The 14,600-nt window shown below is 58.9% G+C and carries 14 protein-coding genes; 4 read left to right on the plus strand and 10 right to left on the minus strand.

Translation table 11 applies throughout. The annotated features are described in order from the left end of the window. Nucleotides 1–61 precede the first annotated feature (61 nt). The 6 genes from HUW35_RS04410 to HUW35_RS04435 all read right to left on the minus strand — a co-directional run bounded on the left by HUW35_RS04410 (nt 62) and on the right by HUW35_RS04435 (nt 4,911). Nucleotides 62–808, minus strand: a complete 747-nt coding sequence (locus tag HUW35_RS04410; protein ID WP_181254416.1) for a TerC family protein — start codon at nt 806–808, stop codon at nt 62–64. Between the two features lie 113 nt (nt 809–921). Beyond that, entirely contained in the window at nt 922–1,311 is a 390-nt protein-coding gene (locus tag HUW35_RS04415; RefSeq protein WP_181254417.1) for an STAS/SEC14 domain-containing protein, read from the minus strand. Nucleotides 1,312–1,409: 98 nt separating this feature from the next. Beyond that, the gene (locus HUW35_RS04420) at nt 1,410–1,721 is read right to left on the minus strand and encodes a hypothetical protein (RefSeq protein WP_181254418.1); all 312 of its coding nucleotides are present in this window, start codon (nt 1,719–1,721) and stop codon (nt 1,410–1,412) included. Between the two features lie 205 nt (nt 1,722–1,926). Continuing rightward, nucleotides 1,927–3,432: an aldehyde dehydrogenase gene (locus tag HUW35_RS04425; RefSeq protein ID WP_181254419.1), complete on the minus strand. Its 1,506-nt coding sequence runs from the start codon at nt 3,430–3,432 to the stop codon at nt 1,927–1,929. Between the two features lie 201 nt (nt 3,433–3,633). Next, entirely contained in the window at nt 3,634–4,158 is a 525-nt protein-coding gene (locus tag HUW35_RS04430) for an asparaginase domain-containing protein (RefSeq protein WP_181254420.1), read from the minus strand. Nucleotides 4,159–4,248: 90 nt separating this feature from the next. After that, the gene (locus HUW35_RS04435; RefSeq protein WP_181254421.1) at nt 4,249–4,911 is read right to left on the minus strand and encodes a fumarylacetoacetate hydrolase family protein; all 663 of its coding nucleotides are present in this window, start codon (nt 4,909–4,911) and stop codon (nt 4,249–4,251) included. A gap of 154 nt (nt 4,912–5,065) precedes the next feature. Here HUW35_RS04435 and serA point away from each other — a divergent pair, with 154 nt between their 5' ends. Next, complete coding sequence (serA, locus tag HUW35_RS04440; protein ID WP_181254422.1) at nt 5,066–6,313, plus strand: phosphoglycerate dehydrogenase; 1,248 nt, start codon at nt 5,066–5,068, stop codon at nt 6,311–6,313. Between the two features lie 163 nt (nt 6,314–6,476). Further along, nucleotides 6,477–7,391: an EamA family transporter RarD gene (gene rarD / locus HUW35_RS04445; protein WP_181254423.1), complete on the plus strand. Its 915-nt coding sequence runs from the start codon at nt 6,477–6,479 to the stop codon at nt 7,389–7,391. Between the two features lie 76 nt (nt 7,392–7,467). Here rarD and HUW35_RS04450 read toward each other — a convergent pair whose 3' ends face one another. The 3 genes from HUW35_RS04450 to HUW35_RS04460 form a co-directional block, all read right to left on the minus strand. Continuing rightward, nucleotides 7,468–8,448, minus strand: coding sequence for an alpha/beta hydrolase (locus HUW35_RS04450; RefSeq protein WP_181254424.1), 981 nt, complete (start codon nt 8,446–8,448; stop codon nt 7,468–7,470). 94 nt (nt 8,449–8,542) lie between these two features. Next, on the minus strand, nt 8,543–9,607 hold the full coding sequence (fba, locus tag HUW35_RS04455) for a class II fructose-bisphosphate aldolase (RefSeq protein WP_181254425.1): 1,065 nt from the start codon (nt 9,605–9,607) through the stop codon (nt 8,543–8,545). 255 nt (nt 9,608–9,862) lie between these two features. Further along, nucleotides 9,863–11,026, minus strand: coding sequence for a phosphoglycerate kinase (locus HUW35_RS04460; RefSeq protein WP_181254426.1), 1,164 nt, complete (start codon nt 11,024–11,026; stop codon nt 9,863–9,865). 313 nt (nt 11,027–11,339) lie between these two features. Here HUW35_RS04460 and HUW35_RS04465 point away from each other — a divergent pair, with 313 nt between their 5' ends. Both HUW35_RS04465 and HUW35_RS04470 read left to right on the plus strand, forming a co-directional pair. Then, nucleotides 11,340–12,125, plus strand: a complete 786-nt coding sequence (locus HUW35_RS04465) for an alpha/beta hydrolase (protein WP_181254427.1) — start codon at nt 11,340–11,342, stop codon at nt 12,123–12,125. Nucleotides 12,126–12,163: 38 nt separating this feature from the next. Next, on the plus strand, nt 12,164–12,358 hold the full coding sequence (locus HUW35_RS04470) for a CPXCG motif-containing cysteine-rich protein (RefSeq protein WP_181254428.1): 195 nt from the start codon (nt 12,164–12,166) through the stop codon (nt 12,356–12,358). A gap of 84 nt (nt 12,359–12,442) precedes the next feature. Here the strand turns inward: HUW35_RS04470 and HUW35_RS04475 are convergent, their stop codons facing one another. Further along, complete coding sequence (locus HUW35_RS04475) at nt 12,443–14,122, minus strand: NAD(P)/FAD-dependent oxidoreductase (protein ID WP_181254429.1); 1,680 nt, start codon at nt 14,120–14,122, stop codon at nt 12,443–12,445. Between the last annotated feature and the right edge of the window lie 478 nt (nt 14,123–14,600).

Genomic DNA, 14,600 nt, shown 5'->3' on the forward strand with positions numbered 1-14,600 from the left:
GAAGGAAATAAAAAAGGGGCGGTTATCCGCCCCTTTTATTTACCACCGCGGACAGGTTTGCTTATTCTTCCCGGATCGGCTTGTGTAACTTCACCGCCTCGGCTTTTTTGCTGCGCATGCGGATATTCAGCATTTCCACGGCCATGGAGAAGGCCATTGCGAAGTAGATATAACCCTTGGGTACATGCACGTCGAAGCCTTCGATAATCAGGGTTACACCGACCAGAATCAGGAATGACAGCGCCAGCATCTTGATGGTGGGGTGCCGATCGACGAAATCGCCGATGGGTTTGGCCGCTACCAGCATTACCCCCACCGCCAGGATAATAGCGATGGCCATAATGGAAATATGGTCCACCAGCCCCACCGCGGTAATCACCGAATCCAGTGAGAACACGATGTCCAGTACCGCGATCTGTGCCAGCACCATGCCGTAAGTTGCCGTCGCCACACTGGTGCTTCCGCCATCCTCGCCTTCGAGGCTGTTGTGGATCTCATGGGTTGCCTTGAACAGCAGGAACAGGCCACCGCCAATCAGGATCACATCGCGCCCGGAAATCTCCTCGCCAAAGGCGGTGAACCAGGGTTCGGTGAGCCCCATGATCCACGCGATGGAGAACAGCAGCGCCAACCGTGTGATCATCGCCAGTGCCAGGCCGATAAAGCGTGCAGACTCGCGCTGCTTTTCCGGCAGGCGGCCGACCAGGATGGAAATAAAAATAATGTTGTCGATCCCCAGAACAATTTCCAGGGCGGCCAGGGTGGCGAGGGCGATCCAGGCCTCCGGGCTCGCAATCCATTCGAACATGATGTTTCCCCGTTTTGCGTAGTAATTATTGATATTGCGCGAATGATAGACGTATAGAAAACGGCCCCTGTCTTGCGGCAGGGGCCGTCTTCGGAATTATCTGAGGGGAGAGTTTATGCGCTTTGCGACAACCAGGCCAAGGCCTCTGTCTTATCGTCGAATACCCTGGCTTCGCCACCGATAAACCAGGTTCCGATTTTGGCCGCGACTTCCTGCCACTGCTTATCGCCCACCATGGCGACACGGTTGAACTGACGACCGTGTTTCAGGCCCAGTTTTAGGTCATCCCAGGCGGCACGGATTTCCCATCCGGCCAGGTCGCGCATATCGAACAATACATCTACTTTGGGATGGTCCATCCCGGCGATGGCGGACTCCAGCATGGGCACAAGGGTTTCATAATCCTCGTGTTGCAGCTTGCCGCGGGCATGCATCGACAACAGCACCCGTTCATCTCCGGTGCGTTCGATACTGACAGAAAAGCCGTGGTGATATTCACCCATGGATTATCTCCCCGGGCATACGAACCCGAATGCGGAAACACAACTACCCGAAGGTATAGCGTGGCCCCGCACTCGCGCCCAGTTTCAATGGACGTGTGTCAGTGGGAGAGGATGTCGACGATCTCGTGGGTGGCGTGCATCAGGCGAACCAGTTCCCCTTCGATACGCACGGTAACCAGCCCGCGGCTGTCCACAGGCTTCACAATGACCGCATGGCGGTAGATTTCGTCCTCGAGCACGTAGCCGGGGCGCAACTTCTTCTTCCAGCCGGGAGGCAGTTCACCGCCGCGCTCGACCTTCTTCTGCAGACCCGGAGGCAGGTCGCCGCCTTTATCCGGTTTGGCCAGTACGGTGGTGGCCGGCACCGCGAGGGCGATTGCGACAAGTACGCTAGTCAGGCTCTTCAACATGAGTGGTTACTCCCGTCAGTCATTCATTTCCCAGATACAGGGGCGATATCGTATACCGTCGACCGGTTCGCGCGCTCGCTGCAGGTCACATTTCAGGTGACATTCCCATTATTCCTTCCGGTGTATGACTGCAACCTGAACAGCAAAAAAAAGGGCCGCTAAAGCGGCCCAAATGGAGTCGAATAGGGAAAAATCAAATCCGGGATCAGCTGATGTCGATCCAGGTGGACTTCAGCTCACAGTATTTGTCCAGCGCGTGCAGGGACTTGTCACGGCCATTACCGGACTGCTTGAAGCCGCCGAAGGGCACGGTAATGTCGCCGCCGAAGTAGTTGTTGATCCACACAGAACCGGCGCGGATGTCGCGGGCCATGCGGTGCGCACGACTGATGTCTTTGGTCCAGACACCGGAGGCGAGGCCGTAAATGGAATCGTTGGCGATCTTCAGCGCCTCTTCTTCGGTCTCGAACTCGATAATGGAGAGCACCGGGCCGAAGATTTCCTCGCGCGCGATGGTCATATCGCCATTCACACCCCTGAAGATGGTCGGCTCGTAGTAGTAACCGCCTTCCACAGCGTCTGCCGGCTTGCCGCCGCATACCAGCTGCGCGCCCTGCTCCAGGCCCTTGGCCACGTAGAACTCGACCGTGTCGAACTGGCTCTGGTCGATCAGTGCGCCCATCACGCTGTTCGGGTCCTGCGGGTGGCCCGGCTTGAAGCGCTCGGAAGCTTTCTTCACCTTCTCGATGAAGGTATCGGCGATGCCCTTCTCGACCAGCAGACGGGTACCGGCGGTACAGGTTTCGCCCTGGTTGTAGAACACCGCCAGTGCCGCGGCTTCTGCTGCCTTGTCCAGGTCCGCATCGGAGAACACGATGTTCGGGCTCTTGCCACCCAGCTCGAGGAAGGTGCGCTTGAGGTTGGACTGGCCGGAGTACTCGGTGAGGGTCTTGCCCACTTCGGTAGAACCGGTGAAGGTCAGGCCGTCGATATCCATGTGCAGGCCCAGGGTTTTGCCCAGGGAGCTGCCGGGACCAGGCAGTACGTTCAGCACGCCGTCGGGCACGCCAGCCTGCTTCGCCAGACCCGCCAGCTTGATGGCGGTCAGCGGGGTGTTGGAGGCGGGCTTCAGGATCACGCTGTTGCCGGTGGCCAGCGCCGGGCCCAGTTTCCACGCGGTGGTGGAGAGTGGGAAGTTCCACGGCACGATCGCCGCCACCACGCCCAGCGGCATACGGGTAATCAGGCCGATCTCGGTGGGGCCGGTGGGCGCAATCTCGTCGTAAATCTTGTCGATGGCCTCGGCGTTCCAGCGGATGGTGGTAACCGCACTGGGCACATCCACGTTCATGGTGTCGCTGATGGGCTTGCCGGCGTCGAGACTTTCCAGCAACGCGATTTCAACCTTGTTCTCTTCGATCAGCTCGGCAAAGCGCACCAGGATCTTCTTGCGATCCATCGGCGGCATATGGGACCAGACGCCGGATTCGAAGGTGTCGCGGGCCACTTTGACCGCGCGCTCGGCATCTTCCGGTCCACAACTGGCGATCTGAGCCAGCTCCTTGCCGTCGGCGGGGTTGATGCTAGGGCGGGTCTGGCCGGAGAGCGCATCAACGTATTCGCCGTTGATGAAGGCGCGACCCTCGATTTGCAGGTCGGCGGCCAGCGCCTGCCATTCCTGCAGGGTTTGCGGAGTTTGTTGTTCTGCCATGGCACACCTCTATTCTTGCTATAAGATTAAAAACTGAAGGATTATTCAGTTTATACCTAAAATGTGATCACAAATCAAAGGAAAGCAGAGGGTAACAGTGTAGCCTGCGACTGTGTAGGTTTTTCGACGGAGCTTCAGAGGCATGACGCGCCTGCGGGCGGGCATCCCGCAGGGCGTGTGCTGGCGCGGGTCAAGCGGCGGTCAAATGGCCTCAAAGGTGCCGGTTTCGAGGTTTTTGCGGGCGCCGGGAATCGGGAACACCCGGTTGTGGAAAGCAATATAGAAGCCGGGCTCGACCAGGCGCGCGGTGAGCAGCGCTTCGGTAACGTTCTGGCGGGCATCGGAGTCGATAAAGCCCATGGGTTTCATCGCGCCAGTAAACACCACCGGCACCTTGGGCGTTCCCATCTTGCCGTAGCAGTAATCGGCAGTGACAGACATGGTATCGGTGCCATGCAGTACCACTATGGGGTCGCCTTTCTCTGCGGTACCGGCGATGGCGGCACAGATCTGGTCGCGGTCACTGTCGTCCATCTCCAGGGAATCCTTGTTGAGGACGCTGTCCAGCTCGAGATGGGTATAGGGCAGGCGCAGGCTGGAGATCAGACCGTCGCGAATTATCGAGGCACGATTTTTCAGGGTGCCCTCGGCTTCGCAGTAGCTCTTTTCGATGGTGCCACCGGTAGTGAGGATGCGGATTGTGGTCTTTTGGTTGAGATCTGTCATCGCTTTTCCCGCTGATTGAGTACAGAAACGCGCATCTTAGTGGGGGTTTTAAAATGGAACAATCTTAGCTTGCCGTTATTCATACCGCTATCAAAACACCAGGGTCTCCACCCGCAGCCAGTCTTCCTCCAGCCCCATCGCCACTTTATCCCCGACGTGCAGCTCTCCCACGCCCGCGGGCGTGCCCGTCAGCACCACGTCCCCCGGAAGCAGGGTGAAGTGGCTGCTGATATAGGCCACCAGGTCCAGGATCGGGGTCAGCATATGGTTGGATTTTCCCCGCTGGCGGATCTCGTCGTTAAGCCACAGGGTATAGGTGAGATTGTCCCAATCCGGCAACCAGTCCAGCTTCACAAACGGGGACAGCGGGCAGGCGCCGTCGAATCCCTTGGCTTTTTCCCACGGCTGGCCCAGTTTCTTGAGGTCCGATTGCAGGTCCCGCAGGGTCAGGTCCAGCGCCAGGCCCAGGCCGGCGATGGCTGCGGGCACGTCTGCAGCGTTGGCCTCGGTCAAAGGCTGCCCGATCAACAGCGCCAGCTCCCCCTCGAAGTGACAGCTGCCGCGACCTCGCGGCAGGTGTACGGGTTCTTCCATGGGGACTGCCGCCGTGGCCGGCTTGATGAACAGCAGCGGCTCCTCGGGAATCGGGTTGTTCAGCTCCTCCGCATGGGCCGCGTAGTTGCGCCCGACGCACACAATCTTGCCTAACGGCAGGTCGACAGGAGTTTTGCAGGTGTAAGTGTGTTTATACATAACCAAATTCGATACCTAGGATGAACATTGCGTATAAAGCTTTATAAAGCCCTTGTGGTATGATGCCGCCCTCGCCGGACTCCCGGCGGCTTCCAACCAGTTATTGCTAACACGCCGCGATACCTCGCTGTCGCGCACGGCCAAGAGATCCGTTATGGCTCCGCCCAGTACTTCCCCGAAAAAGTCTCTTCAAAAAGACAAAATCCGTATTTTGCTGCTGGAAGGCGTTCACCAGTCTGCGGTGGACCTGCTGTCATCCCGCGGCTACACCAACGTCGAGTACATCAAGACGGCCCTGCCGGAAGATCAGCTGATCGAGAAGATTGCCGACGCACACTTTATCGGCATCCGCTCCCGCACCCAGCTTACCCGCAAGGTCCTGGAGAGCGCCAACAAGCTGATCGCGGTGGGCTGCTTCTGTATCGGCACCAACCAGGTAGACCTGGCCGCCGCTACCGAACTGGGTATTGCGGTATTCAACGCGCCCTACTCCAATACCCGCAGCGTAGCCGAGTTGGTGATTGCCGAGGCAATCATGCTACTGCGCGGCATCCCGGAAAAGAACATGGTCTGCCACCGCGGCGGCTGGCAGAAGTCTGCGGTGGGCTCCTACGAGGCCCGCGGCAAGACCCTGGGCATCATCGGTTACGGCGCCATCGGCTCGCAGACCTCGGTGCTGGCGGAAGGCATCGGCATGCGCGTGATCTTCTTTGATGTGGTCACCAAGCTGCCCCTGGGCAACGCTTCCCAGGTCAACAGCCTTGATGAGCTGCTGGGCCAGGCCGATGTGGTCTCCCTGCACGTACCGGAACTGCCCTCCACCAAGTGGATGATCGGCGCCGAGCAGATCGCCAAGATGAAAAAGGGCGCGATCCTGCTGAACGCCTCCCGCGGCACCGTGGTGGAGATCGAGCCACTGGCGGAAGCGCTGAAAAGCGGCCATCTCGCCGGTACCGCCATCGACGTATTCCCGGTGGAGCCCCGCGGCAACGACGACGAGTTCCAGTCGCCCCTGCGCGGCCTGGACAACGCCCTGCTCACCCCGCATGTTGGCGGCTCCACGGTAGAAGCCCAGGAAAACATCGGCGTGGAGGTGTCCGACAAGCTCGCGCTCTACTCCGACAACGGTACCACCACCAGCTCGGTCAACTTCCCGGAAGTAGCGCTGCCCAGCCATGCCGGTGCGCACCGCCTGCTGCACATCCACAAGAACGTACCCGGCGTGCTCGGTGCGATCAACCAGGTGTTCTCGGACAACGGTATCAACATCTCCGCCCAGTTCCTGCAGACCAACGAGACTGTGGGCTATGTGGTGATCGACGTGGATGCCGAGTACTCCGACCTGGCACTGGAAAAGCTGAAGAATATCCCCGGCACCCTGCGCTGCCGCGTACTCTTCTAAGCCATTTCCGGCGACCATTCCTGACAGGCCCGAAGCGGGTCTGTTAGACTTTGTGAAGCCCGCTGGTTGTGTAGCAATACACAGCAGCGGGCTTCTTGCTTTCTGTCTTCCCGAATCACTGTCACAGGCTGCCAGGGCCGCCCGTGAGCCAGGAATATTCCTCGTGCAAAACCAGAACACCGATTCCGCCGCCGCAGGATTGCTGGCGGGTTTGGGCGCCTACCTCATCTGGGGCATTGCGCCACTCTATTTCAAACTACTCGGCAACCTCTCAGCGCCGGAAATCCTCGCCCACCGCAGTATCTGGTCGCTGCTGCTGGCGCTGATCCTGCTCGCGGTACTGGGCAAGCTGCGCGGACTGAAAGCGGTATTGTCATCCCGCAAGGCCATGCTGGCACTGCTGGTTTCCACCGCACTGATCAGCACCAACTGGCTGATTTTTATCTGGGCCGTGGTCAATGATCACCTGCTGGACGCCAGCCTCGGTTACTACATCAATCCACTGATCAGTGTGTTGCTGGGGGTTCTGGTACTCGGGGAGAAGTTGCGCCCGCTACAGTGGATCGCGGTGGCGCTGGCGGCGCTGGGGATTGGCTACGAGCTTTGGCAGTTCGGCAGCCTGCCGCTGGTGGCACTGGGCGTTGCCCTGACCTTCGGCTTTTACGGGCTGGTCCGCAAACAGACAGCGGTGGACAGCCTGACTGGATTGACGGTGGAAACCCTGTTCCTGCTGCCACTGGCCGTGGGCTTCCTGTTCTGGAGCAGCAGCCCGACCAGCAATCTGCTGAACAACTCCTGGGAGCTGAACGGCCTGCTGCTGCTCGCCGGCCCGATTACCCTGACACCACTGCTGCTGTTCAATATCGCCGCGCGCAGGCTCAACCTGTCTACCCTGGGGTTCCTGCAATACTTGGGGCCGACCCTGATGTTTTTCCTCGCGGTGCTGCTCTATAACGAGCCATTTGATAAAACCAAGCTGGTGACGTTTGTCTTTGTGTGGACGGCACTGGGCTTCTACTCGGCGGACGCGCTGGTACTGCGCCGCAAGCGCCGGCGCTTGAGAGACAAGGATATTTAGATCAGCTGCTCAGGGCTTTTCATAACAACCGCTCAGGCTGCTCACAACAACCGCTCAGGGCTGTATTAACCATCGCTCAGGGCTGGTCCAGCCACTCGTCCAGCGCAGTGAGGATCTGCTGCCGGTAGGGCTGGGTTTCATTGATCATCTGGTGACGGGCACCGCGCACAATAACCCGCTTGCTGTTGGGGAAGCGATCGCGAATAGCGCGCATGTTGTAGCGCCAGTCCACGGTATTATCGTCCGTGCCCTGCAGCACCAGAATCGGCTTGGGATTGCGGCAGGTTTTGGGGAATACCTTGAGCCAGTCCACCATCGCCCCCAGCCAGCGGATCGACATGACCGGGGATTGCAGCGGGTCGCGGTGTGCCTGGCGGCGCGCGAATTCCGCGTCGTGGGTATTAATGTTGAACCCGCGGCTCGGGTGCGGCAGCAGATAGCGCCCCAGGTAGTACATCCACTTGCGCAGATGCCAATTGGCGGGTCGCACCAGCGGCGCCAACAACATGACCTTGTCGAACGGCTGCCAGAGGGTGAACTGCAAATAGTTCAGCAGGGTGGCGCCACCGGTGCTCTGCCCCATGCCGTGCCAGGGCTCCGGCATTTTCCCCTGCGCACAGTGCAGCAGCGCTTCAAGAACTTCCCGGTACTGCAGAAAGGAATCAATCGCCACCGGCTCGCCACTGGAAAGTCCGTGGCCGGGAAAGTCCACGGAAACCACATTGAGATTGCGCTGCAGGCCAAAGCGAATGGCAGCACCGTAAATGCCAGTGTGGTCAAAATAACCGTGGCAGATAAACAGCGTGCCCCTGGGCTTGGCCACCTTCCAATACTGGGCAACCAACTCGAAACCGGCGGCCTCGAAGGTACCAATACCGGTGCCGGAGGCTTCGTCGAAATTGAGGCGATAGTAGTTGCGGTAGGCAACCACCGATTCCGGGAGAGGCTGATCGCAGGCAAAACCCAGCGCTGGCAATTCGTTGCGCAGCGCAGAGTAATCCGGCCGGCGGATCACCGGGCCGGGGTCGACAGCATTGAAGTCTTTCAGCAGATCCATGACTTAATGGTACTGCACTTATTTGTTGAAATCAGGAAATAAAAAAGGGTGAATCGAAGTCCACCCTTTTTTATTTACGAACACCGTACCGGGATCAATTGATCTTGGGTACCAGTTCACCTTTCTCGTAGCGCTCGGACATGGATTCCAGGCTGATCGGCTTGATCTTGCTGGCGTTGCCAGCGGTGTTGAAGGCTTCGTAGCGGGCCACACAGATGTCCTTCATGGCCTGGGTGGTCGCCTTGAGGAATTTGCGCGGGTCGAACTCGGACGGGTTCTCGGCCAGGAAGCGACGCACCGCACCGGTGGATGCCAGGCGCAGGTCCGTATCGATGTTGACCTTGCGCACACCATACTTGATGCCTTCGCAAATCTGCTCTACCGGCACACCGTAAGTTTCCGGAATCTCACCGCCAAACTCGTTGATCACCTTCAGCCACTCCTGCGGCACTGAAGAAGAGCCGTGCATGACCAGGTGGGTATCCGGGATACGCGCGTGGATTTCCTTGATGCGGTCGATGGCAAGGATGTCGCCCGTGGGCGGACGGGTGAACTTGTAGGCACCGTGGCTGGTACCACAGGCAATGGCCAACGCGTCCACCTGGGTTTTTTTGACGAAATCCGCAGCTTCTTCCGGATCGGTCAGCAGCTGGTCGTGGGACAGCTTGCCCTCTGCGCCAACACCGTCTTCTTCGCCAGCCATACCGGTTTCCAAGGAGCCCAGACAACCCAGCTCACCTTCTACGGAAACACCACAGGCGTGAGCCATTTCCACAGCGCGCTTGGTCACGTCCACGTTGTACTCGTAGGACGCCGGGGTCTTGCCGTCGTCCATCAGCGAGCCGTCCATCATTACTGAGCTGAAGCCCAGCTGGATAGAGCGCTGGCACACCGCGGGGCTGGTGCCGTGGTCCTGGTGCATCACCACCGGGATATGCGGAAACTCTTCCACAGCGGCCAGGATAAGGTGGCGCAGGAAGGGAGCACCGGCGTATTTGCGGGCACCGGCAGATGCCTGCACGATCACCGGGGAGTCGGTCTGGTCCGCGGCCTCCATGATCGCGCGCATCTGCTCCAGATTGTTGACGTTAAACGCCGGTACGCCGTAGCCAAACTCGGCGGCGTGGTCCAGCAGCTGACGCAAGCTGATTAAAGCCATGAAAAAACCCTTTCTCGTCGATATAAAGTTGGTATTTGGTACTGCTCTTGTGTGATTCCTGAGCCGTGGCCCGGTCACATCTCTTTTTGATATTCGGTACTTTCGTAACTAAACCGCTCGTATCTACTTCAGTCGTATCTACATCGGTAACTACACCGGCATGTACATCCAATGCCGGTACACGGGGCGTCCGGGAAAAGATTCAAAATCCGTACCCGGCGCCACCGCAATAACACTTACTCGCTCGCGCGGCCCTTATTCGCCGGCACGACTTTCCAGCATAGCCACTGCCGGCAGCACTTTGCCTTCCACGTACTCGAGGAATGCACCACCCCCAGTAGAAATATAGGAGACCTTGTCAGCAATGCCGTATTTATCCACTGCTGCCAGGGTGTCACCACCGCCGGCGATGGAGAAGGCATCGCTGTCGGCAATCGCCTTCGACAGGCGCTCGGTGCCGCCGCCAAACTGGTCGAACTCGAACACACCGACCGGGCCGTTCCAGATAATGGTCTTGGCGCCCTTGAGGATTTCTGCCAGTACGGCGGAGGAATCCGGGCCGATATCGAAAATCATATCGTCGTCCGCCACCGTTTCTGCGGCTTTGGTTTCCGCCGCGGCGGATTCACTGAATTCCTTGCCGGTCACCACGTCGCTGGGCAGCGGGATATCGCACTTCTGCATCAGGCCCTTGGCAGTGTCGATCAGGTCGTGCTCGCACAGGGATTTGCCCACCGGCTTGCCGTCGGCTGCCAGAAAGGTGTTGGCGATGCCACCGCCGACAATCAGCTGATCGACCTTGTCTGAAAGGCTCTCGAGCACGGTCAGTTTGGTGGATACCTTGGAGCCGCCGACAATCGCCACCATCGGGCGCGCGGGGTTGGCCAGGGCTTTTTCCAGTGCGTCCAGCTCTGCCGCCAGCAGCGGGCCGGCACAGGCAATCGGGGCAAATTTGGCTACACCGTGGGTGGAGGCCTGGGCGCGGTGCGCGGTGCCGAAAGCGTCCATCACGAAAATATCGCACAGGCTCGCGTACTGCTTGGCCAGCGTCTCATCGTCTTTCTTCTCGCCCTGGTTAAAGCGCACGTTTTCCAGCAACGCCACTTCACCGTCTGCAAGTTCCACGCCGTTCTGCCAGTCCTTGATCACCGGCACGTCCTTGCCCAGCAGCTTGCCCAGGTGTGCAGCGACCGGTGCGAGGGAGAATTCTTCTTCGTACTCGCCCTCGGTGGGGCGGCCCAGGTGGGACATCAGCAGGACTTTGGCACCGGCTTCGGAGGCAGCCTTGATGGTGGGAAGTGCTGCGCGGATGCGCGCATCAGAGGTGACCGCACCGTCTTTCACCGGTACGTTCAGGTCTTCGCGAATCAGAACGCGCTTACCCGCCAGATCCTGATCCTTCATCAATTTAACCGCCATAGCCAATCCTCGTTTGCTGGTTGCTGAATACTTACTCACCCCGGCCCTCGGGCGGGGAAAGCGGGCGCGGATTATACGCTCTGACCACCGGTGTGGTCACCGCTGCGGCGGTAATTGCGGGCCGACGACGCTCGCCGCGGAGTATATCAACCGGTTTTGTAAATGAATTACCGCACAGAATGAATAACGACGTGACATCGCTGTCATTTTTACAAGAACGCAAAAAAAACCGGTCGTGCCCGTTGTCCGGTCAAATTTCGCTCTCTACCATTGCCTGCTCCCGCAGAAAAAGTCACCGCAGAAAGGAGTCCCCATGGCCGCAAACAGCAATGGCAGAGAGCGCCGCAGACACAAGGTGACCTTCCCCAATGCCCGCGGACAGATGCTCGCAGGTATCCTGGAAACCCCGACCAGCTCGCCCCGGGGCTTCGCCCTCTTCGCCCCCTGCTTTACCTGCGGCAAGGACGTACTCGCAGCGTCCCGCATCGGCCGCCGTCTGGCGGAACTGGGTATTGCCACCCTGCGCTTTGACTTCACCGGCCTCGGTGACAGTGAGGGGGACTTCAGCGAGACCAACTTTTCCAGCAACGTGGAAGACCTGAAGTGCGCCGCGAGCTTTCTGCGCGATGAATTCCAGCCCGCAGACCTGCTGGTGGGCCACAGCCTCGGCGGTGCCGCGGTGCTGGCGGCCGCCGGTGACATCCCCGAGGCAAAGGCCATCGCCACCGTCGCTGCGCCGGCGGACCCGGAGCATGTGCTGAAACAGTTTTCCTGCGCGCTGGATACCATCGAGGAACAGGGGCAGGCGAAAGTCGAGCTATCCGGACGTCCCTTCGTGATCCAGAAGCATTTCGTGGAGGATGTGGAATCCATCCAGGAGGGCTACATCCACCGACTAGGACGCCCGCTGCTGATCTACCACTCTCCGGTGGACCAGGTTGTCTCCATCGACGAAGCCGCGGACATCTATAACCGCGCCCTGCATCCCAAGAGCTTTATCAGCCTCGACGACGCCGACCACCTGCTGACCCGGCGAGAAGATGCTATTTATGTAGCAGACACCCTCGCGGCCTGGGCGGCACCCCATCTCGGCAAGTAATCCGCCCGCAAGCAAAAGACCACTCGGAGCAAATGCATATGGATACCGTGGACGAATTCAGTGATCAGTGCCCCTACTGCGGAGAAACTATCCTGCTGCTGATCGATACCTCGGCGGGCAGTCGCCACTACATCGAGGACTGCGCCGTGTGCTGCCGGCCGATTCAGGTGCTGGTGAGTGTGGATCTGGAAGGGCAGTGGACGGTGCAGTTAAAGCACGAGAACGATGTTTAACAAAAACCGCGAGAAACAAAAAAGGCCGCGAGCACTCGCCCGCGGCCTTTTTTGCATCCTGTGAGATGAAAACTGCGAAGCAGTTTACGCGGTCTGATGAATCTCTCTGGCCGCGCGCTCGGCGGTAGATACCGCACCGTCGATATAGCCGAAGTATTCCAGCTCGGTGTGCTCACCACAGAAGTGGATATTGCCCTCTGCCAGAGGCTGGGCGCCCCACCAGCTGGTGTAACTGCCAAAGGTCGGAGTGGAATAGGAACCTTTGGACCAGGGGTTGGCGGACCACTTGGACTGCATGGCAGTACCGGAGAAGGCGGCGGAGGTACCGGGGAACACATTGTCCACAATGCCGTGGAAGTGGTTGATGTCCGCCTGGGTAGGTGCGGCAAACGGCTGGTCGCTCCCCAGGTTGGCACCGTAGGTACCACCAAAGAAGTTCACCAGAATGCCGTCGGTCTTGCCATTGACCGAGGTGGAGTCCCAGGTGTCGAACAGCTCCGGACGGCCCACGTAGGTCACACCGTTACCGGTCACCGCCTGGCCATTGACGTACTGGGTCTGGGTCCAGGGGCGGCTGTTGTGGTGCAGCGCCATCTTGCCGTTGCTACCGAAAGCCATCTGCTCGATCGCCATGCGTTTTTCCGGGCGGAAGCTGTTGTACAGCGCCGGCTCGATATCCACATCGCGCAGCAGGGAGAACGGCAGTGCCAGCACCAGCTTGTCGCAGTTGTGCACATAGCCGTCTTCGAAAGTCAGGGTGTAAGGGCCGTTGATATCACCGCGAATGGCCACCAGCTTGCGACCGGTCTCGACGGTGCCCTCGGGCAGCTGTTCGACCATCTTGCGCCACAGCTGGTCGTTACCACCGGCGATGCGGAAGCGCTCGTCAGTACCCGCCAGCGGGGTCGCACTGTTGATCGGGTTCCATGCCAGCAGGTAAATCAGGTTCAGCGCAGTCTGGTCTTCCGGCTGGAGGCCGTATTCAGCAACCAGGTCCGCCTGGAATACCTGGCCCATATTGGAGTTGGCACCAATACCAACCTGATCCATCCAGGTGTTGGAGTCGATGTAATCCAGTGCCTTATGGGTTTCATTGTGCCAGTCGTAGGTGGGCAGCCAGGGCGCATCATGCTGGATCTTCTTGAAGATCTTGTAGGTTTCACGCCACTCTTCGTTGAGCTGGTGCTCGGAGTAGTGCTGGCCGTTGACGTAATACAGCTCGTTACCACCGGGCACGGCGTTGCCGTTGACATCTTCCACGTCCAGGCCTAGTTCATTGGCCAGGTTGCGCACCGCATTGTGCTCGGTAGAGATCAGCTCACCACCGCGCTCAACCGGGCCGCCAAAAATAGAGCGGTTGGTGCTTACACGGCCACCCAGACGGGTGTTGCCTTCAAACACGGTGCTGGCGATGCCGTACTGCTGCAGGCGGTGGGCACAGCGGATACCCGCCACACCGCCACCGATAATGGCTACGCGACCGGGACGGCCGTCGCCATTGCCGCCACCCGGATCGGCCTGCGCCGGTTTGGATACACCACCGAGAGATGCACCCACACCTACTGCAGCGGCACCAAAGCCCAACTGCTTGAGGAAGCGACGGCGCTCTTCCGCAGAAGCCGCCTTGCCACCCAGGCGCGCACCCTCGGTAACGATATCGAGACTTTCATCGGCGGATATTCCGGTTTTGTCAGATAGCGCCTGGGCAACACGCATGCGGCGCAGCAACCCCGCCATGGGGGATAGAGACTTGCGGCTTCTCATGATTATTTTCCTGTGAGTCGAGAGAATTGGGAACTATGTCCCAAAAGTTATTTTTCCCGCCATTCTACAGAGACACACAAAAAATGGAATATTTATTCGGTTTTTACCTTAAGAGCGGAACTAAGTACTTACAAACAGGATAAACGTATGTTTTTCATCAATTTTTTTGGCATGAGCGCCGAGCCAGGTGCGAAATGAGCTTGTTTTTTGTTCAGTTTTATTTCGGAATTTTATTCTCTGACAGAGAATTTCGGGACGCCCAGCAGCTGCCGTCCCGCTTCCAGCACTATGCAAGGGACACTGACCTTCACGAGATTTGCGCAGACAGGCAGACGAACGAATTCGCAACTCCCTCCATCAATCTGTCGCAGTTATCCTCCTCGAAAATCCTTTTTGCAGAGCACTGCTCAATGCACTCAGCGGGCAATGGGCACCCCGCGAAAACCTGCTAGATTTTATCCACCGGCTGTGCGCCTGC

Origin of the sequence: Microbulbifer sp. YPW1 (genome assembly GCF_013367775.1) — a bacterium.
Classification (GTDB): Bacteria; Pseudomonadota; Gammaproteobacteria; order Pseudomonadales; family Cellvibrionaceae; genus Microbulbifer.

Excerpts from the sequence above, each read along its gene's own strand:
- fba (WP_181254425.1), bottom strand. The coding sequence starts at position 9,607 with ATGGCTTTAATCAGCTTGCGTCAGCTGCTGGACCACGCCGCCGAGTTT.
- HUW35_RS04435 (WP_181254421.1), bottom strand. The coding sequence starts at position 4,911 with ATGTATAAACACACTTACACCTGCAAAACTCCTGTCGACCTGCCGTTA.
- HUW35_RS04465 (WP_181254427.1), top strand. The coding sequence starts at position 11,340 with ATGGCCGCAAACAGCAATGGCAGAGAGCGCCGCAGACACAAGGTGACC.
- serA (WP_181254422.1), top strand. The coding sequence starts at position 5,066 with ATGGCTCCGCCCAGTACTTCCCCGAAAAAGTCTCTTCAAAAAGACAAA.
- HUW35_RS04415 (WP_181254417.1), bottom strand. The coding sequence starts at position 1,311 with ATGGGTGAATATCACCACGGCTTTTCTGTCAGTATCGAACGCACCGGA.
- HUW35_RS04450 (WP_181254424.1), bottom strand. The coding sequence starts at position 8,448 with ATGGATCTGCTGAAAGACTTCAATGCTGTCGACCCCGGCCCGGTGATC.
- HUW35_RS04430 (WP_181254420.1), bottom strand. The coding sequence starts at position 4,158 with ATGACAGATCTCAACCAAAAGACCACAATCCGCATCCTCACTACCGGT.
- HUW35_RS04470 (WP_181254428.1), top strand. The coding sequence starts at position 12,164 with ATGGATACCGTGGACGAATTCAGTGATCAGTGCCCCTACTGCGGAGAA.
- HUW35_RS04475 (WP_181254429.1), bottom strand. The coding sequence starts at position 14,122 with ATGAGAAGCCGCAAGTCTCTATCCCCCATGGCGGGGTTGCTGCGCCGC.
- HUW35_RS04410 (WP_181254416.1), bottom strand. The coding sequence starts at position 808 with ATGTTCGAATGGATTGCGAGCCCGGAGGCCTGGATCGCCCTCGCCACC.
- HUW35_RS04420 (WP_181254418.1), bottom strand. The coding sequence starts at position 1,721 with ATGTTGAAGAGCCTGACTAGCGTACTTGTCGCAATCGCCCTCGCGGTG.
- HUW35_RS04460 (WP_181254426.1), bottom strand. The coding sequence starts at position 11,026 with ATGGCGGTTAAATTGATGAAGGATCAGGATCTGGCGGGTAAGCGCGTT.
- HUW35_RS04425 (WP_181254419.1), bottom strand. The coding sequence starts at position 3,432 with ATGGCAGAACAACAAACTCCGCAAACCCTGCAGGAATGGCAGGCGCTG.